Raw genomic sequence first — 20,083 nt, 5'->3', positions numbered from 1 at the left:
GCGATACAGATGACATGGGTCCCGCTTGGAGCTTCCAGCGGGGCCCTTTCTGTATCCAGGGCACCTGAGAACGGACTGCGTTCGATTTCGTATTGTTCTGTGCCCCAAGCAAACATCGCTGATTATGAGGAAGTTGAACGTCCGTGACGTTAGTTACTATACGATACGGTTTCGTATTGGAAGTGGTATTGTGAAAAACATGTCAACACGCGAATCAACGTCGGAAACCGTATCGGACGCCTCCGACATCGAAGCAGACAAAGGACACCCCTATCGGTGGTGGATTCTGGCTGTACTCGTTCTCAGCCTCATCATCGTGGTTTTGGACAACACCGTTCTGAACGTGGCCATGAAGACTCTGGCCGATCCCAATGACGGGATCGGAGCCTCCCAGAGCGAATTGGCGTGGATGATCAACTCCTATACGCTCGTTTTTGCCGGTCTTCTATTCGCCTTTGGGATTATCGGTGACAAGTTCGGGCGAAAGAGACTATTGCTTATCGGCTTGCTTGTGTTCGGTATCGCTTCCCTGCTATCGGCCTATGCCCTTAACCCAACACAGTTGATCTGGTATCGCGCGCTTCAAGGTGTCGGGGCGGCGGCCATGATGCCGTCGACGCTTTCTCTGCTGCGCTCGGTGTTTTCGAACAAGGAATTCCCCAAGGCTCTCGGGATTTGGACTGCGGCCGTAGGGGCCGGTGGCGCACTCGGGCCCATGTTGGCCGGGGTCCTGCTGGAGCGGTTCTGGTGGGGATCGATCTTCCTCATTAACGTACCCATTGTGATCGTGGCCATGGCTCTCATCGTGATCATGGCTCCCGAATCGAAGGGCCCCAAGCTGCGCACCGACGTGGTCGGAATGATTCTGACCATCGTTGGTCTCGTCGCCTTGACCTACGGGATCATTGAGGCCGGGGACTCCGGTCAGTGGGGCACGCTCAGCGTTTGGGGACCGTTGCTCATTGGAATCGTCGTACTCACCGGATTCGTACTGTGGGAAAAGCGAATCCCGTATGCGTCTTTGGACATGAACCTGTTCAAGAACGCGCGATTCGCCGCTTCGTCGGGAATCATCGCCCTCATCTTCTTCGCGTCGATGGCGGTTATCTTCTTCATGACGTTCTACATTCAGATCGTCAAGGGGTTCAGTCCCTTCCAAGCGGGGATGTTGTTCCTTCCCTTCGCGGCTTCGATGATGATCTTTTCGCCCCTGTCCAACAACATGGTGGAGCGTTTCGGACCAAAGGCGGTCGGACTCGCGGGGTCGGGACTGGTGATGACCTCGTTGGGCATTGCTACGCAACTGGAGACGGACACTCCCACCTGGGTCATGGTCCTTTTGTTCGCCATTCAGGGCACGGGAATGTCCAACCTCATGCCACCGGCGATGAACACCTTGATGTCGTCGGTCCCAAAGGAGAAGGCCGGTGTGGCTTCATCACTCGCCAACACCTTGCGCCAAGTCGGCGGGTCCCTCGGCGTGGCGGTACTCGGAACGGTAATGGCGCAGAACTACCGCAGCCAGGTCACCGTTGATGCTCCGCAGCTGCCCGCTGAAGCACAGGATTCGATCGCTTCCACCTATGGTGCGGTCGAAGAAGGGGCGGTGCCTCCGGAACAGACCGGATCAGTCATGTCGGCGGCCAACGAATCGTTCGTTCAAGCCATGCACCTGACGGCATGGTGTGCGGTCGGTGTCGGAGTTTTGGCGGCAATCGTGGTCGCTCTGTTCTTCCCGACCAAAGGGCAGGTCATGAAGCAAGCCTCGGATGCAGAACAGAAGGCGTAACCGAACGCCGGGTCAATGAGAAGATGGTGCCATGGATGGAGTTCAAAGAGAAGGCCAGTCGTGTGACGATACCTGTGCACAGCAGGGGAGACCACGTAGTAGCGAAGCCAGTAGGTCAATACTGTTGGCTGCTTTGGACCTCCTAGTGGAACGCGGAAGCGTCGGGTCGATCAGCATTGAAGCGATCGCGGATCGATCCGGCGTTTCGAAGGCGACGATCTATCGGCGTTGGAGTTCGAAAGAAGAGCTCATCGTAGCGGCGGTTGACAGCATCAAGGCAGCGGTAGTGCAGGACTTGCCGCACACGAGTGTGCGCGACGACCTTATTCGGCTCGCTTCCAATATGAGAACCGATCTTAGCCCGCACGAACTGGCGGTGTTTAAGGCGATTTCCCTGGAATTGAAGAGCAATGAGAAATTGCGAGAGCACAACGACCGGGTGATGCAAAAGCGTCGCCAGTTCATCAAAGACGTATTCCAACGAGGGATTGAACGAGGAGAGGTCCGTCCAGACGTCGATCTCGATCTGGCGGTGGTCATGTTTATCAGCCCGCTCATGTCCGTTCGGGTCTATGAGAACTTCCCCGACTTGAATTCAGACGACTTCGCACCCAAAGTCGTTGACACACTTCTGCAAGGCATCGGCACGTAATCGTTAGTGGCTCGTGCGGAGTACGGCTCCTCCCGTGCAGTCGATAATTGTGGATATCTCACGTCCCTGGTTATGCGGATTACCAGGGAAGGTTCCTCCTGTTGGAGTGCTGAGTCACTATGCTTGGGGGGCTTGCAATAGCGGTCAGGATAAGTGCCGTAAATTAGTTCTTGTCGCCGAGGCAATCGGACAGACCGGCAGGAATGCGACATTTTGGTTGTGTTGTTGTGGGTGGCTTGGCTCTGTTGGGGTTGGGTGTTGTTTGGTTGTGTTGGTGGTGCCTTTGGCTTGCTGGCGTGTCTGTGTGATGCGGTCTACTGGGGGTTGTTCTTGACTTTCTGGTGGGGTTTGGTAATGTTGAGGGGTTGCTTCGGCTGGTGATGCTGTTTTGTGGTGTTGTTGGTTGTGGCGTGTTGTTTGAGAACTGAACAGGGTGTTTGGATAGTCAGCGTGCGGGCTGGCTGGATGATGCTGTTGTTGTGTCTGTTTGGGCATGGTGGTGGTGTTGTTTGGTTGGTTTGTATGACTGTTGATTTCTTTATTCCGATATTTTTTGGATTATTGTGGTCAGGTTGAGTTTTCGGCATTTGCCTTAACATTTTTGTTTTTGGTTTTTGTTGGAGAGTTTGATCCTGGCTCAGGACGAACGCTGGCGGCGTGCTTCACACATGCAAGTCGAACGGAAAGGCCCAGCTTGCTGGGTACTCGAGTGGCGAACGGGTGAGTAACACGTAAGTAACCTGCCTCTGGCTTTGGGATAACTGCTGGAAACGGCAGCTAATACTGGATATGACATGTCATCGCATGGTGGTGTGTGGAAAGTTTTTTCGGCTGGAGAGGGGCTTGCGGCCTATCAGTTTGTTGGTGGGGTGATGGCCTACCAAGGCGGTGACGGGTAGCCGGCCTGAGAGGGCGGTCGGTCACATTGGGACTGAGATACGGCCCAGACTCCTACGGGAGGCAGCAGTGGGGAATATTGCACAATGGGGGGAACCCTGATGCAGCGACGTCGCGTGGAGGATGACGGTTTTCGGATTGTAAACTCCTTTTATTCATGGCGAAGGCAGGCTTGTTGTCTGTTGACGGTAGTGTTTGAATAAGTGCCGGCTAACTACGTGCCAGCAGCCGCGGTAAGACGTAGGGCGCGAGCGTTGTCCGGATTTATTGGGCGTAAAGGGCTCGTAGGCGGCTTGTTGCGTCTGTCGTGAAAGGCAGTGACTTAATCATTGTTTTGCGGTGGATACGGGCAGGCTTGAGGCAAGTAGGGGAGATTGGAATTCTACGTGTAGCGGTGGAATGCGCAGATATGTGGAGGAACACCGGTGGCGAAGGCGGATCTCTGGGCTTGTTCTGACGCTGAGGAGCGAAAGCGTGGGGAGCGAACAGGATTAGATACCCTGGTAGTCCATGCTGTAAACGGTGGGCGCTAGGTGTGGGGCTCTTTTGTGGGTTCTGTGCCGTAGCTAACGCATTAAGCGCCCCGCCTGGGGAGTACGGTCGCAAGGCTAAAACTCAAAGGAATTGACGGGGGCCCGCACAAGCGGCGGAGCATGCGGATTAATTCGATGCAACGCGAAGAACCTTACCTGGGTTTGACATCACCCGGACGCCTGCAGAGATGTGGGTTTCTTCGGACTGGGTGACAGGTGGTGCATGGCTGTCGTCAGCTCGTGTCGTGAGATGTTGGGTTAAGTCCCGCAACGAGCGCAACCCTTATCCTGTATTGCCAGCAGTTCGGCTGGGGACTTGCGGGAGACTGCCGGTGTTAAACCGGAGGAGGGTGGGGATGAGGTCAAGTCATCATGCCCCTTATGTCCAGGGCTTCACGCATGCTACATTGGCCGGTACAGCGGGTAGCGAAGCTGTGAGGTGGAGCGAATCTCTGTAAAGCCGGTCGTGGTTCGGATTCGAGTCTGCAACTCGGCTCGATGAAGGTGGAGTCGCTAGTAATCGCAGATCAGCAACGCTGCGGTGAATGCGTTCCCGGGCCTTGTACACACCGCCCGTCACGTCATGAAAGTTGGCAACACCCGAAGCCTGCGGCCTAACCGGTTTTTGCTGGGGGGAGTGGTCGAAGGTGGGGCTGGCGATTAGGACGAAGTCGTAACAAGGTAGCCGTACCGGAAGGTGCGGCTGGATCACCTCCTTTCTAAGGAGTCTGTTGAGGGATTGCTGATGAAGTTGCTGTTGGGTGCTTTTGGGTGTCTGATGGTGTGCTGCTGGTTGGTTGAGTCTGACTGGTGGTGAGTAGTTGGTGGTTTCTTTATTGTCTGGAATGGTCTGGCTGATGCTGTGTGCAGTTGATGATTGGTGATCATTGGTTTGGTTAGTGGTTGTTGATTGTGGTGTTGGTTGGCGCGAGCGGCGAGTGTCGTTTGTTGTTGTGCTGTTTTGGATGTGGACTGATTGTTTTTTATGGTGTGTCGTTTACTCGTTGACTGTCTATTTACGCATTGATGCTGGTGTTTGCTGGTGTGGTGTTTCTTGTTGTCACTGTTGTTTGATGGTGGTGCTGGGGGTGCTGTGTTGGTGGTTCTGGTGTTGGTGTGGCACCCTGTTTGGGTTCTGAGGCGATAGGCCTTGGAGCGGGTTGATGTTGAGCGTGTGTGGCGTGTGTGCATTGGCTGGCGGATTGCTGCTGTGTTGTCTGTTGTGGATGGTGTGGTGGTGATGTGTTGGTTGGTGTGGTGCGTGTTGTGTGCGTGTGCATTGGCTGGTGTGTTGTTTGAGATTTGTATAGTGTGCGTGAGTGTCTTTATGTTTCTATCCTGACTGACTTGTGCCTACATGTGCTGTGGCGCGTGGGTGGTGTGTTGGTGTGGCTGTTGCGGGGTTGTGTCTTCGTGGTGGTGCATGAGCGGGCTGCTTTGTCGTGTGTGGTGTGTGTGGGTGTGTGTTGGTTAAGTTGTGTAGGGCGCATGGTGGATGCCTTGGTGCCGAATGATGCCGATGAAGGACGTGTGAGGCTGCGATATTCCTGGGGGAGTTGTCAACAGGGCGTTGATCCCAGGGTTTCCGAATGGGGTAACCTAGCCGGCTTGGTGGTCGGTTGCTGCTGGTTGAATGTATAGGCCAGTTGGTGGTGTGCGGGGAAGTGAAACATCTTAGTACCTGTTGGAGAAAACAATAGTGATTTCGTGAGTAGTGGCGAGCGAAAGCGGATGGAGGCTAAACTGTGATCGTGTGAAGAGGCGGTAGCTGTTGCGGTTGCGGGGTTGTGAGGTTGCGCTGGTCGTCTTCTACCGGGGGCGTGCGTGTGTGTGCTGGTTAGCTGAATGGCTTGGGATGGTCAACCGGAGTGGGTGAGAGTCCTGTAGGTGAAGGCTGGTGTGCATGTGTTGGTGTGATGCTCGAGTAGTGCGGGGTTCGTGGAGCCTTGTGTGAATCTGCCAGGACCGTCTGGTAAGCCTAAACGTGTTTGGTGACCGATAGTGGATGAGTACCGTGAGGGAATGGTGAAAAGTACCCCGGGAGGGGAGTGAAAGAGTGCTTGAAACCGTGTGCCTGTAAGCCGTCAGAGCCTGTTGCCTGTCTTTTGGTGGGTGTGGGTGATGGCGTGCCTTTTGAAGAATGAGCCTGCGAGTTAAGGTGTGCAGCGAGGTTAACCTGTTGTGGGGTAGCCGGAGCGAAAGCGAGTCTGAAGAGGGCGTAGAGTTGTGTGTTTTAGACCCGAAGCGGGGTGATCTACCCATGTCCAGGGTGAAGCGCGTGTAAGAGCGTGTGGAGGCCCGAACCCACCTAAGTTGCAAATTGGGGGGATGAGGTGTGGGTAGGGGTGAAAGGCCAATCAAACTCCGTGATAGCTGGTTCTCCCCGAAATGTATTTAGGTACAGCGTCAACATGTTCATGTGATGGTGGTAGGGCTCTGATTCGGGAATGGGCCGTGTTGGTTACTGACTCGAGTTAAACTTCGAATGCTGTTGTGTGGTGTTGGCAGTGAGACTGTTGGTGAAAAGATCAAGGGTCGAGAGGGAAACAGCCCTGATTACCGGCTAAGGCCCCTAAGGGTGTGCTGAGTGGAAAAGGATGTTTGATCGCGTTGACAGCCAGGAGGTTGGCTTAGAAGCAGCCATCCTTGAAAGAGTGCGTAATAGCTCACTGGTCGAGTGGTTGAGCGCCGATAATGTAGCGGGGCTGAAGTGCACCGCCGAAGCCGTAGCGCATGTGGCCACGTTGGTGGTTGTGTGTGGGTAGGGGAGCGTCGTGCATGCGGGGAAGCGGAAGCGTGAGCTAGCCCGTTGGGGTGTGTCCGTGGAGTGTGTGCGAGTGAGAATGCAGGCATGAGTAGCGTAAGGCTAGTGAGAATCTAGTCCGCCGTTTGACTAAGGGTTCCAGAGGACGGTTGTTCCGCTCTGGGTTAGTCGGGTCCTAAGGCGAGGCCGTGAGGCGTAGTCGATGGTTGACCGGTTGATATTCCGGTACCCGAGTGATGCGTGTTGTGCGAAGGCAGTTATGCTAACCGGCTGGTGACGGATGGTTGAGGGGTTTTGCTTCTTGGCTGTTTTGATCTGGTTGGGGTCCTTTCTGTTGGTAGTGTAGTGATGGGGTGACGCATGGGGATAGCAGTACCGTCTGGTGGATGAGGCGGGGNAAGGTGGTAGCCCGTTGTTTAGGTAAATCCGAGCAATGGCCCTTGAGTGGGTGTGGGTGAGCGCTGATGCGTAGACCGTTGGGTTGAATTCTGTGATTCCGTGGTGTCGAGAAAAGCCTCTAGCGAGTGTTGTTCGGCCCGTACCCTAAACCGACACTGGTGGTCAGGTAGAGTATACTGAGGCGTTCGAGTGATGTATGGTTAAGGAATTCGGCAAATTGCCTCCGTAACTTCGGGAGAAGGAGGGCCCTTACTGGTGTAGTCAAGCGACTGTGAGCTGGTGGGGGTTGCAGAGTCTGGTGGGGAACGACTGTTTACTAAAAACATAGGTCCATGCGAAGCCGTGAGGTGAGGTATATGGACTGACGCCTGCCCGGTGCTGGAACGTTAAGAGGATCCATTAGCCCTGTGGGGTGTCGTGGTGAATTGAAGCGCCAGTAAACGGCGGTGGTAACTATAACCATCCTAAGGTAGCGAAATTCCTTGTCGGGTAAGTTCCGACCTGCACGAAAGGCGTAACGACTTGGGCGCTGTCTCGACGAGGGGCTCGGTGAAATTGTAGTACGAGTAAAGATGCTCGTTTCGCGCGGCAGGACGGAAAGACCCCGGGACCTTTACTATAGCTTGGTATTGGTGCACTGTTTGGTTTGTGTAGGATAGGCAGGAGACTGGGAAGCTGGCACGCTAGTGTTGGTGGAGTCGTTGGTGAAATACTGCTCTGGTTTGATGGTGTGTCTAACCTTCGGCCCTGATCGGGTTGGGGGACAGTGCCTGGTGGGTAGTTTAACTGGGGCGGTTGCCTCCTAAATGGTAACGGAGGCGTTCAATGGTGCCCTCGGGCTGGTTGGAAACCAGTTGGTGAGTGTAAGCGTATAAGGGTGCTTGACTGTGAGACTGACGGGTCGAGCAGGAACGAAAGTTGGGGCTAGTGATCCGGCATCAACGTACGGGTGTGGTGTCGCTCAACGGATAAAAGGTACCCCGGGGATAACAGGCTGATCTTCCCCAAGAGTCCGTATCGACGGGATGGTTTGGCACCTCGATGTCGGCTCGTCGCATCCTGGGGCTGGAGTTGGTCCCAAGGGTTGGGCTGTTCGCCCATTAAAGCGGCACGCGAGCTGGGTTTAGAACGTCGTGAGACAGTTCGGTCCCTATCCGCCGCGCGCGTTGGAGATTTGATGAGGGGCTGTCCCTAGTACGAGAGGACCGGGATGGACGAACCGCTGGTGTGCCAGTTGTTCCGCCAGGGGCATGGCTGGTTGGCTACGTTCGGGAGCGATAACCGCTGAAAGCATCTAAGTGGGAAGCGTGCTTCGAGATGAGATCTCCGTCAACATTGGTTTGTTGGTGAGGTTCCCTAGAGATGATGGGGTTGATAGGCCGGGTATGGAAGCAGGGTGACTTGTGGAGTGGACCGGTACTAATGGCCGAGAGCTTAACTAATATTTTCCCTTTTTTGGGGGTTGGTTGGGGTAGAGATTTGATGCTCACGTGCATTATATGATTCTGAGGCAACATGCTGGGGTTTGTGTTCCTGGGTGTGTTGGCCTGTGTGTTTTTGTTTGGTGGTGTGTGCGGGAGGGGTACACTCAGTTCCATTCCGAACCTGGTGGTTAAGGCTTTCTGCGCTGATGGTACTGCACTCGTGGGGGTGTGGGAGAGTAGGTCGCTGCCAAACAATTTAATTTTATTTGTGAATAGGAGAAGGGGGAGAAGCCACTGGCTTTTCCCCCTTCTCCTTTTTGTGTGTTTTTCTTTGTGGGGGAGAGGCGGTCGTGACGTGGTCGCGGTCGCCTCTCCCCCCTTTTTTTTGATGCCGTGTGGGTGGTGGTGTGGCGTGCTTGGGGTGTGTTTTTTGGGTTTAGAAGAAGAGGGGGCAGGTGCGGTGTGTACGCGGCCTGCCCCCCTGCTCTACAGCCGTATTAGTATACGGACTTGTTCCACGCAAGCTCCTTTTTGAACTCACGTAGGTCTGTTCGCTCATCGATGACGGCCATTTCAATGCCGGCCATATTGGCGAAGTCCTCCCACACCTCTCGTCCGATTGCTTGTGACAGCAATGTGTGGTGGGGAGCTCCTGCGTGCATCCACGCTGCCGCAGATGTTGCGAGATTTGGCTTCGGTTCCCATACGGCGCGTGCCACCGGGAGGTTTGGTAGCTCAGCTTCCGGCGGTACAACATCGACTTCATTGCCGACTAGGCGGAAACGGTCTCCCAGATCAGTCAGACCGATATTGAACGCGGGTCCGGTCGGTGCGGTGAATACCAGTCGAACCGGATCGGCTTTTGCCCCCATTGCCAAGGGGTGGATCTCGCAGGTCGGTACGTCAGAGGCCAAAGAAGGACATACTTCGAGCATGTGCGCCCCCAAAATCTGGGGGTGCTCAACTCCAAGGTTGTAAGTGTAATCTTCCATGAACGAAGTACCACCGTCGAGCCCGGCCGCCATTACTTTAGCGATGCGGACCAGGATGGCGGTTTTCCAATCACCTTCGGCACCGAATCCAAAGCCTTCGTTCATGAGGCGCTGCACTGCGATTCCTGGAAGCTGGGGAAGCGTCCCAAGGTCTTCGAACGTATCGGTGAATCCGTGCGCACCGACGTCGCGAAGAAACTCCCGCAAGGCGACTTCGATCTTCGCCGCGTCCCGAAGGGACTGATGCCGATTCCCTTGTGGGCGCAACTCCGGGGAGACGGAGTAATTGTTGAGGTAGATCTCGATGAGATCGTCTGTAGCGCTATTAGGGATTGCCTCTACACGCGCGGCGATTTCATTGACGCCGTAGCCGTTAATCGACGGGCCGAGGTCGATCTCGGCACTGACCTTATCGCCATCGGTCACGGCAACATTGCGCATGTTATCGCCAAAACGTGCGATTTTTAGGTTCTGCGCCGCCGCGAACCCTGCGGCCGCTCGGCTCCAGGTTTCAATCTGATCGGTGACGTATTCCTGTTCCCAATGTCCAACCACGGTTTTACGCGGGATGTTCAAGCGGGTGGCTATATGCGCGAATTCGCGATCGCCATGTGCCGCTTGGTTAAGGTTCATGAAGTCCATGTCGATCCGGTCCCATGGCAGATCGAGGTTGAACTGCGTGTGGAAATGTAGAAGCGGCTTCTGTAGCTTGGTCAGTCCGGATATCCACATTTTAGCCGGACTGAAGGTGTGCATCCACGTGATCAGACCAATGCATTGATCTGATGCGTTGGCTTCCAGGATTATACGACGAATGGCGTCCGATGACGTAACCGTAGGTTTGGACACCACGTTGATGGGGTTGGTGTGATTGATGTGTCCGGCGATTTGTGCGGACTGTTCTGCGACGATGCGCAGGGTTTCGTCGCCGTAGAGGTCTTGGCTTCCGGTGAGAAACCAGATTTCCGGTTCGTTGGGAGCATTGAGAGGAAATGAAATCGTCATAGTACGATCAACTCTTCTGTCCGTAGGCGTTTTGGTACCGGTCAAACAGGGAATCGATGTCCTGCGAGGGAATGGATTCCACTGGACCGAGTTGGTGTGACAGATGGACGGTTCGCGCCACGTCCTCACACATGACAGCGGCCTTGACCGCTGATTTGGGGTCCTTTCCGATGGTGAAAACCCCGTGTTGTCGCATGAGGACAGCCGGCGATCGGCTGGCATCGAGCGTTTCGATGATTCCCTTTCCAATCGATTCGTCCCCAATCAAAGCGAACGGGCCAACGGGGATTTCGCCGCCGAACTCATCGGCCATAGCGGTAACGGCGCACGGTATCGGTTTTCCAGCTGCCGCCCAAGCCGTGGCGTAAGGACTGTGTGTATGTACGACTCCGCCCACATCGGGTCGATGACGATATACGTAGGCGTGACTCCCAGTGTCCGATGACGGCTTCACGTTTTTATCCAGTGGTACGCCGTTTAGATCACAGACCACCATGTTTTCCGGGGAAAGATCATCATAGGATACTCCGGACGGTTTAATAACCATGAGGTCTTCATCGGGAAGACGGGCCGAGACATTGCCACTGGTCCACGCCACCAGACTCCATCGTGGAAGTTCCGCGTGCAGCTCGCAGACAAGTTCCTTGTACGCGTCGATTACTGATTTAGTCACGATTGGCTCGCTTTCCGGCTGATTTCGCGAAGGCGGTGCAGAACTCGGCTTCCCTGCCTGCCAAAGTGATCGTGCAGGTCACAGTATTCGTTGTAGAGGTCGTCGTAGAGAGTCACGTTGTCAGGATCAGGGCGGTATACTCCACGTTCGACATCTCCCATTTCGGCTGACGCGGTTTGAATGTCCGGATAGACATCGGCGGCAACGGCAGCGTGGATCGCCGAACCGAGGGCCGGCCCTTGCGTACTGGTCAGCACGTTAAGTGGGCGATTCAATACGTCCGCGTAGATTTGCATCAGGAGTTTGTTCTTCAGTAGTCCACCGGCAACGGTGATTTCGTTTATGGGGACACCGAATGTTGTCAAGGTGTCAATGATCTTGCGGGTTCCGAATGCAGTGGATTCCAAGAGAGCCCGGTATATCTGCTCGGGTCGAGTATGGAGGGAAAGACCGACGAGCACACCGGTCAAATCGTGATCGACCAGAATGGAACGATTTCCCGAATGCCAGTCCAGAGCGATCAAACCGTGTTCGCCGACGTTTTCCTCAGCGGCCAACTTGCTTAGATAGTCATGTATCGACATTCCGCGTTGCTCGGCCAGGCGGGTATAGGAATCGGGCACACCGTTCTTCACAAACCACGCGAAGATATCACCGACGCCGGATTGTCCGGCCTCGAAACCCCATAGTCCGGGAACGATACCGTCACGAACGACACCGCACATGCCGGGAACCTCTGAGAGGAGCTCGGCGTTGACGACGTGGCAGGTACTGGTTCCCATGATGGCCACCAGGTGTCCTGGGTCGACGGCCTGTGCGGCGGACGCCGTAACATGTGCGTCGACGTTTCCCACCGCAACCGGGGTGCCGATGCGGAGTCCAGTCCATTCCGCAGCGCGCGTGGTGATTCCACCGGCACGGCTTCCCAATGGAGACAGTGGAAACTCGAGTTTGGATTTGGCAAAGTCGGTGAACTCGGGATGCAAAGCAGAAAGGTAATCCTTGGAGGGCCAAGCTCCGTCTTGATATTGGCCCTTATACCCTGCGGTGCAAATGTTTCGGTTTTCGCTTCCCATCAGTTGCCAGACGATCCAGTCGGCCGCTTCGATCCACCGGTCCATGCGCCGGTAGATCTCGGGGTCTTCCTCCAAGATCTGCAGGGCCTTGGCAAACTCCCATTCAGAGGAGATCTTGCCGCCATAGCGGCGAATCCAGTCTTCCCCGCGTGCGTGTGCCAATTCGGAGACGCGGTCGGCCTGATCTTGCGCCGCATGGTGTTTCCACAGTTTCGGCCAGGCGTGCGGGCGACCTCGGAACTCCGCCAATTCACACAGTGGGGTTCCGTCACCGGTAACCGGAAGTACTGTGCACGCGGTGAAATCGGTTGCGATACCGACGATGTCATTCGCCGAAATCCCTGCTTGCTTCAGAGCCTTTGGAACACCGAGTCTGAGGACGTCCCGCCAATCGTCGGGGTCCTGTAGCGCCCACGAGGAACCGAGTCGTATATCGGTATCAGGTAGGTGCTGCTCAATGCTTCCATGTTTATAAACCTGTTCGACACTGGCAAGTTCCTTACCGGTGGTGTCGACGACGAGGACGCGCCCTGACAGCGTTCCAAAGTCGATTCCGATCACTGCTTGAGTCATGTTTGCCTTCCTTCAGATGGGGTCTGCGACCACGCACGAAACACTTGAAGCCTCATCATGTTCATCACCTGAACGAACAATAAACCACATAACCAAACAAGTCTAGAGCGGGGGTGCCGACGAATGTCGACTTTTCATGTTTGGATGTGTGCCGTTCACAGGGTGGGAGTGCCTAGTAGTTCGGGGGAATTCCATCCCGGGATTCAGTATTTTTGCTGTTGCATGGCCTATTAGATTCATTTCGTTCAATAGTGCCGATGGGATGGTCGGGTCGTAGCTCTGTTCGTTGTTATAAATACGCAACAACAAAATGGCGTAATTGTTACATATAAATGTCAAGTATTCGTTGACTTGTGTTTGTTGTATTCCTAGAATCGGCCTAAAGCAAACATTTTCAAACACATAGGGGAGGAGCGCGATGAAACAGCGCCTTCTAGGTGGCTTGGGATCCGCCATGTTGTTGTTTGGTTCTGTCGCATGCGGCGACGGCGGCGATAACGGTGATGGGTTGACGATCGGATTCGTGCAGGTTGGAGCTGAATCCGCTTGGCGTACCGCCAATTCAGAATCGGTGAAAGACGCGGCCGCGGACGATGATCGTATTGCCGAGCTGAAGTTCGTGGATGGACAACAGAAGCAGGAGAAACAGCTTAAAGGGGTCCGAAACCTCATTACTCAGGGAGTCGACGCGATTGTTGTTGCGCCGATTGTGGAAACGGGTTGGACTGATGTATTGCAGGAAGCGCAGGACAACGACATTCCGGTCATCCTCGCCGACCGCGGTATCGAGAAAGAAGACTCCGACCTGTATGTGACCCGGTTGGGTTCGGATTTCGTTCGTGAGGGCGAAAAGGCCGGAGAATGGGTTCTGGACGAGTTTGCCGACGCCAATGGTCTGAACTTGCTGCAGCTGGAGGGGTCTGTCGGCTCGGCACCGGCCAATGACCGCGCCGAAGGTTTCTTCAACGTGTTGGACGGCGAAGGCTTCGATTACCAGTTGGTCGACAGTCAGTCGGGCGACTTCCAAGCGGAGGACGGTAAAGCGGTTATGGAGACGTTCCTCCAAAAATACGACGCTGATGAGATCGATCTGCTGTATGCCCACAACGATGAAATGGGATTGGGTGCCATCCAGGCGATGGAAGAGGCCGGCGTCGCTCCAGGCGACGATATTCAAGTCATTATCGTCGACGGTTCACAAGCCGGTTTCCAAGCCGGGGTGGAAGGAAAACTCAACTACATCGTGGAATGCAACCCCGCATTCGGCCCGCAGCTGATGGATGTTGTCACTGACGTAGTGAACGGCGAGGAAATGGATAAGTTCACCGCGGTTGAGGAAGGGGTCTTCTCGGAAGACGACTTTGCCGATGAAGTCGATAACCGCGCCTTCTAAGTCGAACTCGCCATGACCTAAACGTGGCCGGGGCCGATACCCCGGCCGCAATAGCACTTGAGGAAGATCCATGTCCACAGTTATCCAGATGCGAGGGATCCGAAAGTCCTTCCCGGGAGTCGATGCGCTCAAAGGCGTCGATCTCACTCTCCGAAAAGGTGAAATTCACGCTGTGATGGGAGAGAACGGAGCCGGCAAATCGACTCTCATCAAGACTTTGACCGGGGTGCACCGGCACGACGCGGGAAAGATTCTGCTCCACGACAAACCGGTGACTTTTAAGAGCCCCGGTGAAGCACAGAACGCCGGAATAGCGACCGTCTATCAGGAAGTCAATCTCACCGACAATCTCTCGGTAGCGGAAAACCTCTTCGCTGGACGGGAAAAACGTTTTGGTCCCTTTATCAATTTTCGCGACATGCGGCGTCAAGCGCGACAGGTACTGCGCGATCTTGGGCTTGACCTTGATGTCACCGCGCCGTTGTCACACTATTCCCTGGCTATGCAACAGCTGGTCGCGATCGCGCGGGCGGTAACCATGGAGGCCCAGGTCTTGGTCCTTGACGAGCCGACCTCCTCTCTGGATAAAGATGAAGTTAAATTGCTCCTAAAGGTTATGCGAGCCCTGGCCGACCAGGGTGTCTCTCTGGTGTTCATCTCCCATTTTCTCGATCAGGTTTATGACGTCTGTGACCGCATGACGGTTCTACGCGGTGGCGAACTTATAGGGGAGTGGGGCACTTCTGAGCTGTCGCAGTACGAACTGATTGAACACATGCTTGGGCGGGAAGTATCCGATCTCGCGTCGCTGAGTGTGGAGGGCCGGAACGATGAGGTCGGACCCGAGGCCGTCGTCGCGGCAGACAATCTCGGGCGGACCGGTTCGATTGAACCGTTCGACCTCGAAGTAAAGAAGGGCGAGATCGTCGGCTTGGCGGGACTTCTAGGAGCCGGTCGTACCGAAGCGGCTCGACTCATCACGGGAGCCGACCATGCCGACAACGGCCAATTGAGTGTTCACGGCAAGAAACAGAACGGGTACGGCCCGCGTGATGCCATTGCGCAAGGCGTCGCCTATTGTTCGGAGGACCGTAAAGGCGAAGGCCTCATCCCCGACCTCACGGTGGCGGAGAACATTGTTATTGCTCTGCAAGCAGCACGTGGCTGGGTGCGCCGCATCCCGGCTGCCGAACGGGACAGAGTCGTTCGTAACTACATTGAAAAGCTCGATATCCGCCCGAGCGATCCCGACATGCCGGTGCGCAACCTGTCAGGTGGTAATCAGCAGAAAGTCATTCTGGCGCGGTGGCTTTTGATGGACCCGCGGCTGCTCGTCCTCGACGAACCCACCCGCGGCATCGATGTGGGAGCGAAGGCCGATATTCAACGTTTGGTGACGGAACTGTCCGCTGACGGTATGGGGGTCGTGTTCATCTCCGCTGAATTGGAGGAGGTGGTGCGATTGTCTCATCGCATCGCGGTCCTGAAAGACCACAAGATGATAGACACGTTCCGCAATACCGCCGATACCACGACGGATGACATTGTAGACACGATCGCGGCGGGAGGACGTCCATGCTGAAGCAGTTCACTGGAACGTATGCTCGTCGGCTGATGTGGCCAGGGCTCGTGTTGGTGGCTCTCATAGTCGTCAACATCGCTTTTACCGGCTTTGGATTCTTGACGCCGGAAATCGTCGATGGGCGAATGAGCGGCCCCTTCGTGACAGTTCTTCGCAACAGCGTTCCCCTTCTCATGGTCGCTCTCGGAATGACGTTGGTGATCGCGACGAAGGGAATCGACCTGTCGGTCGGTGCGGTCTATGCGATTGGTGCCGCAGTGGCAGTTCAGTATCTTGCTACCGGTTCGCAGAATTCGCTCGGTAGCGTGCTGGTGGCCATTGCCCTGGGATTGGGTGTGGCTGCCGTGATCGGCGCTTGGAACGGGACGATGGTGAGCGTCTTTGGGGTGCAACCCATCATTGCCACCCTCATCTTCATGATCGCCGGGCGCGGTGTGGCACAGCTGATCACCGGGGGCCAAATTCCGAATGTGGCGGACTCCTCTCCGTTCGTGAATTTGGGTCGTGGAGAGATTCTGTCCATTCCGCTTCCGATCATCATAGGGGTCGCGGTATGTGCGGTTCTCATGGTGGCGACGCGACGAACCGCCTTCGGGGTTCTGCTGGAGTCAGTCGGTGGAAACCCGAAAGCCAGTCGTCTGGCGGGAATTCGGGCGCGTGAAATGACGATATTGGTGTATTTGATCTGTGGTTTGCTGGCCGGGTTGGCGGGGATCATCTCGGCGGCGAACATCGGAGGTGCGGATGCCAATAACGGCGGTCTGTGGATCGAGCTCGACGCCATTCTTGCGGTGGTGATTGGCGGTACGGCTCTCACGGGAGGACGTTTTTATCTTCTGGGGACCGTGTTCGGAGTCGTCATCATCAAGCTACTAGAAGTGACGATTATCAATGTAGGGCTGTCGTCGCAATGGCAGTTCACCGCCAAAGCACTGGTGGTATTCGCCGTCGCGCTCCTGCAATCTCCTCAATTTAGAACCTGGCTGACCAAGCCCTTCCAGAAGAAAGCGGTCGCAGCATGAGACTTTCAGTGAACGCCAACGTTAAACGATATATACCGATCGTTGCCACGCTCAGTTTGATAGTGGCGCTGTATTTCATTGGAGTCGCCAACTACAGCGGCTTCTCGAACCCGCAGTTGTTGGTGAATCTGTTTATCAGCAACGCTGGACTGTTGATTGTAGCCGTTGGTATGACCTTTGTGATTCTCACCGGTGGAATCGACCTATCGGTCGGATCGCTCATGGCGTTCAGCACGATGGCGGTGGGCTGGATGACGATCGAGGCAGGCATTCCCGCCCAAATCGCCGTTCCCGCGGTCATCGTGCTGGGCGGGCTCAACGGTGCTTTGACCGGTGCGGTCATCCACTACTTCAATGTACAGCCGTTCATTGCCACCTTGGCGGGCTTGTTTCTGTACCGTGGTCTGACATTCCAGATTTCCACCCATGACATATCTCTGCGGGACGTGGAGTTCTTTCAGTGGGGTATGGAACGAGTCGACCTTGGTTCCGTCAGCATCCCCAATATCACGTTTCTTGCCTTTGGGTTTGTGCTTATTGCGTTCTGCTTCGGCCACTACACTCGGCTGGGACGAACCGTCTATGCCGTGGGAGGAAACGAGAACTCTGCCGCGCTCATGGGGCTGCCGGTGGCGCGAAGTAAGATCAGCGTCTACGCGTTCAGCGGAATCTGTGCCTCTACCGGCGGTGTCGTAACGGCCTTTTATATAAAGTCCGCCAACCCTCTACAGGGAGTGGGCTTTGAACTGGACGCGATCGCGGCGGTCGTGATCGGCGGAACGCTTCTGACCGGTGGATATGGTTTTGTACTGGGGACCATGGCAGGAGTGAGCGTCCTGGGGCTGATCGACACCATCATCGCCTTCCAAGGAAACCTCTCCTCATGGTGGGCGCGGATCGCTATCGGCGCGTTGTTGTTGGCCTTCATTCTGTTGCAACGTTTCCTGTCTAAACTGGGAACCGGATCGTCCACATCGGTCTTGACGACGCGCGGTGGAGATGAAGAGGAACCGGATTCCGAGGAACCACGTTCTATGGATTCCGCCGGCGTCAGGTAGTTGAGAGATGGAGGCTGCCGTGAGCCGGCGCCGCCGTCATGATGTCCGGTTCGGGCAACCCTCGCTCGCCGGCGGCTTCGGATACCGAAGCCGCCACATGGTCGGAGCGATCGGCGGGAACCAGAGCGATGACACTTCCCCCGAATCCGCCGCCGATCATGCGAGCGCCGAGTGCGCCGGCTCGATGTGCCGCCTCCTGAGCGGAATCCAGCTCGATTGACGACACCTCATAGTCGTCGCGCAGGGAATCGTGGGCGGCGTTCAAGAGGCTACCGACGGTGGAGAAATCCTCCGCCCGGAGGGCTGCGATCGTGGCGTGAACTCGTTCCAGTTCGGTGACGACGTGTCGGGCTCGTCGGGAGACGATCGGGTCAGCGATGTCCTTCCACGCCTCACTTCTGGCTGACCGCAGGGAAGGAATCCCCAATCGTCGTGCTGCATCTTCGGCACTGTGGCGGCGGTCGGCATATTCGGCGTCGACGAGGCGGTGCGGTGCTCGAGTGTCGATGAGCATGAGTTCCAAACCGTGTGAGGGTGGGTCGAAGGGAATGTAGTCTACCGACCGGTCTCGACAGTCGTATAGGAGGATATGCCCGAAGCGGGAGAGCAGGCTCGCTGATTGGTCGAGAGGTCCGCACGGCATTCCTACATAATGCGTTTCAACCCGTTGGGCTATCTCGATCTGTTCGTTGACCGGTACGTCGAGGTCGTACAGTGCGATCAATGCGCGCAATACGGAGCACGTCAATGCGGCTGACGACGATAGTCCGGCTCCCGGCGGGACGTGCGAATCGATGACCACTTGAGCTGCGCCGCAGTGGTAGCCCCAATCAGCGAGGGACGATTGGACTCCATGAACGTACCGGGTCCAGTCGGGGTGATCGTTTCCGGAGATGACTCCGTCGTCGGCGTGGGCGGTGGAATAGATGTGCCATTGTGGTGAGGCTGAGGCGGTCACGTGGCTGTAGCGGTCGATGGCGAATGGCATGACCAGACCGTCGCAGTAGTCGACGTGTTCTCCAATGAGGTTGGCTCGTCCTGGAGCCGCTGCTAGAGTCTTTGCCTCGGAACCATAGATCCGGCGATGGAGCTCGGACACGTATTCGTGGTGCGGTTGGGATGTCGTCATGCCGATTCCCGGGTGTTGAGGTGGGTACGAAGGTGTTCCGCTAGGGATTCCGGTGCCACGTCGTTGACGAAGGCGCCCATGAGCGCCTCGGAGGAGGCGAGGTATTTGAGTTTACCGGCCGATCGGCGGGGCGACACGATCTCGAATCGCAGCCGTCCGACACCGTCGAAGCGACCGTCGGCGGTGCGGGGCGCTTGCCTCCAGGCGGTCATGTAGGGGACGTCGTCGCTCAGGTCGGTCGTCATGGCAGCGAGGATCGACTTCACCAGGGGTGCGAAGCCGTGAATGCGGGGTTCATCGAGTTCGGTGAGGTCGCGGAGGCCCGTGGTGGGGTATATGTGTATTTCACAAGGCCAACGGGCCGAATGCGGGACGAACGCGACCCAGTGGTCGGTTTCCGCGATGATCCGTTCACCTGCTCTGACTTCAAAGTCGAGGATCTCTTGAAACAGGTCCTTGCCGGTGTCTCTCCGGTGTCGGAGGGCATTGGTGTACTGCAGTGCAGTGGTGGGGGTGACGTCTGGGTAGGCGTAGATTTGGCCGTGCGGGTGGTGGAGTGTGACTCCAATGTCGACTCCCCGGTTTTCAAAACAGGTCACTTCGCGCACATCGGGGCGTTCGAACAGCTCCGCAGTGCGTTGGGCCTGTACGGACAGAATGTCGGCGATACGTTTTGTGTCGAGTTGATGGTAGGCGCTGGCGTGGTCAGCGGAGAAACAAACCACCTCGCAGTGGCCGTTGGCGGGGCGTTCGGCGCCCAGTTCGGCGGATTGATCGGATCGAGTCGGTGTGCCGGTGAAACTGGGGAACCGATTGTCGAAGACGGCAATGTAATAGTCCTGTGCCGGTATTTCGGTGGGGTTCCCTGTTGTGGTGGGACAGAGCGGACAGTCTACGGGTAGCAGTGGTCGACCGTTACGGGCCGCTGACACGGTGACCCACTCTTGCCGGAGCGGATCCCAGCGTTGTTGTCCTTGGGCGGGACCACTGTCAGCCCGACGTTGGTCGGTGGCGGCCGCTCGACCGCTGTTGACGACGTCGAAGTAGCGCAGGATTCTTCCGTCAAAGAGGGTTGCGGTTTCCTCCTGAAGATCTGGCATGGCTGCCGCCCTTCTGGTTGAG

11 protein-coding genes and 3 rRNA genes are annotated in these 20,083 nt (G+C 56.1%); 9 read left to right on the top strand and 5 right to left on the bottom strand.

Annotated elements, in window-relative coordinates; translation table 11 throughout:
* The first annotated feature begins 199 nt into the window (after positions 1 to 199).
* The 5 genes from HALAL_RS0102160 (at position 200) to rrf (ending at position 8,711) form a co-directional block, all read left to right on the top strand.
* Complete coding sequence (locus HALAL_RS0102160) at positions 200 to 1,789, top strand: MFS transporter (protein WP_051463034.1); 1,590 nt, start codon at positions 200 to 202, stop codon at positions 1,787 to 1,789.
* A gap of 31 nt (positions 1,790 to 1,820) precedes the next feature.
* Positions 1,821 to 2,441 carry a TetR/AcrR family transcriptional regulator gene (locus tag HALAL_RS0102155; protein ID WP_025272426.1) on the top strand — a complete coding sequence of 207 codons (621 nt, stop codon included), beginning with the start codon at positions 1,821 to 1,823 and terminating at the stop codon, positions 2,439 to 2,441.
* A 614-nt stretch (positions 2,442 to 3,055) separates the two neighbouring features.
* A 16S ribosomal RNA gene (locus tag HALAL_RS0102150) occupies positions 3,056 to 4,590 on the top strand.
* Between the two features lie 749 nt (positions 4,591 to 5,339).
* Positions 5,340 to 8,476: ribosomal RNA gene (locus tag HALAL_RS0102145) — 23S ribosomal RNA — on the top strand.
* A 118-nt stretch (positions 8,477 to 8,594) separates the two neighbouring features.
* Positions 8,595 to 8,711: ribosomal RNA gene (rrf, locus tag HALAL_RS0102140) — 5S ribosomal RNA — on the top strand.
* The 16S, 23S and 5S rRNA genes sit together here, the layout of an rRNA operon.
* A 244-nt stretch (positions 8,712 to 8,955) precedes the next feature.
* Here the strand turns inward: rrf and araA are convergent.
* From araA to araB, 3 genes are read right to left on the bottom strand one after another with little or no spacing between them, the layout of a single operon-like run.
* On the bottom strand, positions 8,956 to 10,455 hold the full coding sequence (gene araA, locus HALAL_RS0102135; RefSeq protein ID WP_025272425.1) for an L-arabinose isomerase: 1,500 nt from the start codon (positions 10,453 to 10,455) through the stop codon (positions 8,956 to 8,958).
* A gap of 7 nt (positions 10,456 to 10,462) precedes the next feature.
* Positions 10,463 to 11,128, bottom strand: coding sequence for an L-ribulose-5-phosphate 4-epimerase (locus HALAL_RS0102130; protein WP_025272424.1), 666 nt, complete (start codon positions 11,126 to 11,128; stop codon positions 10,463 to 10,465).
* Positions 11,125 to 12,777, bottom strand: a complete 1,653-nt coding sequence (araB, locus tag HALAL_RS0102125; RefSeq protein ID WP_029767220.1) for a ribulokinase — start codon at positions 12,775 to 12,777, stop codon at positions 11,125 to 11,127. The genes HALAL_RS0102130 and araB overlap by 4 nt, the downstream gene beginning before the upstream one ends.
* Before the next feature lie 418 nt (positions 12,778 to 13,195).
* Here araB and HALAL_RS0102120 point away from each other — a divergent pair, with 418 nt between their 5' ends.
* From HALAL_RS0102120 to HALAL_RS0102105, 4 genes are all read left to right on the top strand, one after another.
* Positions 13,196 to 14,170 carry an ABC transporter substrate-binding protein gene (locus HALAL_RS0102120; RefSeq protein ID WP_025272422.1) on the top strand — a complete coding sequence of 325 codons (975 nt, stop codon included), beginning with the start codon at positions 13,196 to 13,198 and terminating at the stop codon, positions 14,168 to 14,170.
* 70 nt (positions 14,171 to 14,240) lie between these two features.
* On the top strand, positions 14,241 to 15,752 hold the full coding sequence (locus HALAL_RS0102115) for a sugar ABC transporter ATP-binding protein (protein ID WP_025272421.1): 1,512 nt from the start codon (positions 14,241 to 14,243) through the stop codon (positions 15,750 to 15,752).
* Positions 15,746 to 16,774, top strand: a complete 1,029-nt coding sequence (locus tag HALAL_RS0102110; RefSeq protein WP_025272420.1) for an ABC transporter permease — start codon at positions 15,746 to 15,748, stop codon at positions 16,772 to 16,774. Before HALAL_RS0102115 ends, HALAL_RS0102110 begins: the two co-directional genes overlap by 7 nt.
* The gene (locus HALAL_RS0102105; RefSeq protein ID WP_025272419.1) at positions 16,771 to 17,832 is read left to right on the top strand and encodes an ABC transporter permease subunit; all 1,062 of its coding nucleotides are present in this window, start codon (positions 16,771 to 16,773) and stop codon (positions 17,830 to 17,832) included. Before HALAL_RS0102110 ends, HALAL_RS0102105 begins: the two co-directional genes overlap by 4 nt.
* Here HALAL_RS0102105 and galK read toward each other — a convergent pair.
* Together galK and galT are read right to left on the bottom strand one after the other, a co-directional pair.
* Positions 17,825 to 18,961, bottom strand: coding sequence for a galactokinase (gene galK, locus HALAL_RS0102100; protein WP_025272418.1), 1,137 nt, complete (start codon positions 18,959 to 18,961; stop codon positions 17,825 to 17,827). The genes HALAL_RS0102105 and galK overlap by 8 nt on opposite strands.
* Positions 18,958 to 20,061, bottom strand: a complete 1,104-nt coding sequence (galT, locus tag HALAL_RS0102095; RefSeq protein WP_025272417.1) for a galactose-1-phosphate uridylyltransferase — start codon at positions 20,059 to 20,061, stop codon at positions 18,958 to 18,960. The genes galK and galT overlap by 4 nt, the downstream gene beginning before the upstream one ends.
* Positions 20,062 to 20,083: the final 22 nt, after the last annotated feature.

This window comes from Haloglycomyces albus DSM 45210 (assembly GCF_000527155.1).
GTDB lineage: Bacteria > Actinomycetota > Actinomycetes > Mycobacteriales > Micromonosporaceae > Haloglycomyces > Haloglycomyces albus.
This window is presented reverse-complemented; position numbering and strand designations above follow the sequence as displayed.

Bases quoted from the DNA above. Each gene is read 5' to 3' on its own strand.
- HALAL_RS0102120 (WP_025272422.1), top strand. From the start codon at position 13,196: ATGAAACAGCGCCTTCTAGGTGGCTTGGGATCCGCCATGTTGTTGTTT.
- HALAL_RS0102105 (WP_025272419.1), top strand. From the start codon at position 16,771: ATGAGACTTTCAGTGAACGCCAACGTTAAACGATATATACCGATCGTT.
- galK (WP_025272418.1), bottom strand. From the start codon at position 18,961: ATGACGACATCCCAACCGCACCACGAATACGTGTCCGAGCTCCATCGC.
- araB (WP_029767220.1), bottom strand. From the start codon at position 12,777: ATGACTCAAGCAGTGATCGGAATCGACTTTGGAACGCTGTCAGGGCGC.
- galT (WP_025272417.1), bottom strand. From the start codon at position 20,061: ATGCCAGATCTTCAGGAGGAAACCGCAACCCTCTTTGACGGAAGAATC.
- HALAL_RS0102115 (WP_025272421.1), top strand. From the start codon at position 14,241: ATGTCCACAGTTATCCAGATGCGAGGGATCCGAAAGTCCTTCCCGGGA.
- HALAL_RS0102155 (WP_025272426.1), top strand. From the start codon at position 1,821: ATGGATGGAGTTCAAAGAGAAGGCCAGTCGTGTGACGATACCTGTGCA.
- HALAL_RS0102160 (WP_051463034.1), top strand. From the start codon at position 200: ATGTCAACACGCGAATCAACGTCGGAAACCGTATCGGACGCCTCCGAC.
- HALAL_RS0102110 (WP_025272420.1), top strand. From the start codon at position 15,746: ATGCTGAAGCAGTTCACTGGAACGTATGCTCGTCGGCTGATGTGGCCA.
- araA (WP_025272425.1), bottom strand. From the start codon at position 10,455: ATGACGATTTCATTTCCTCTCAATGCTCCCAACGAACCGGAAATCTGG.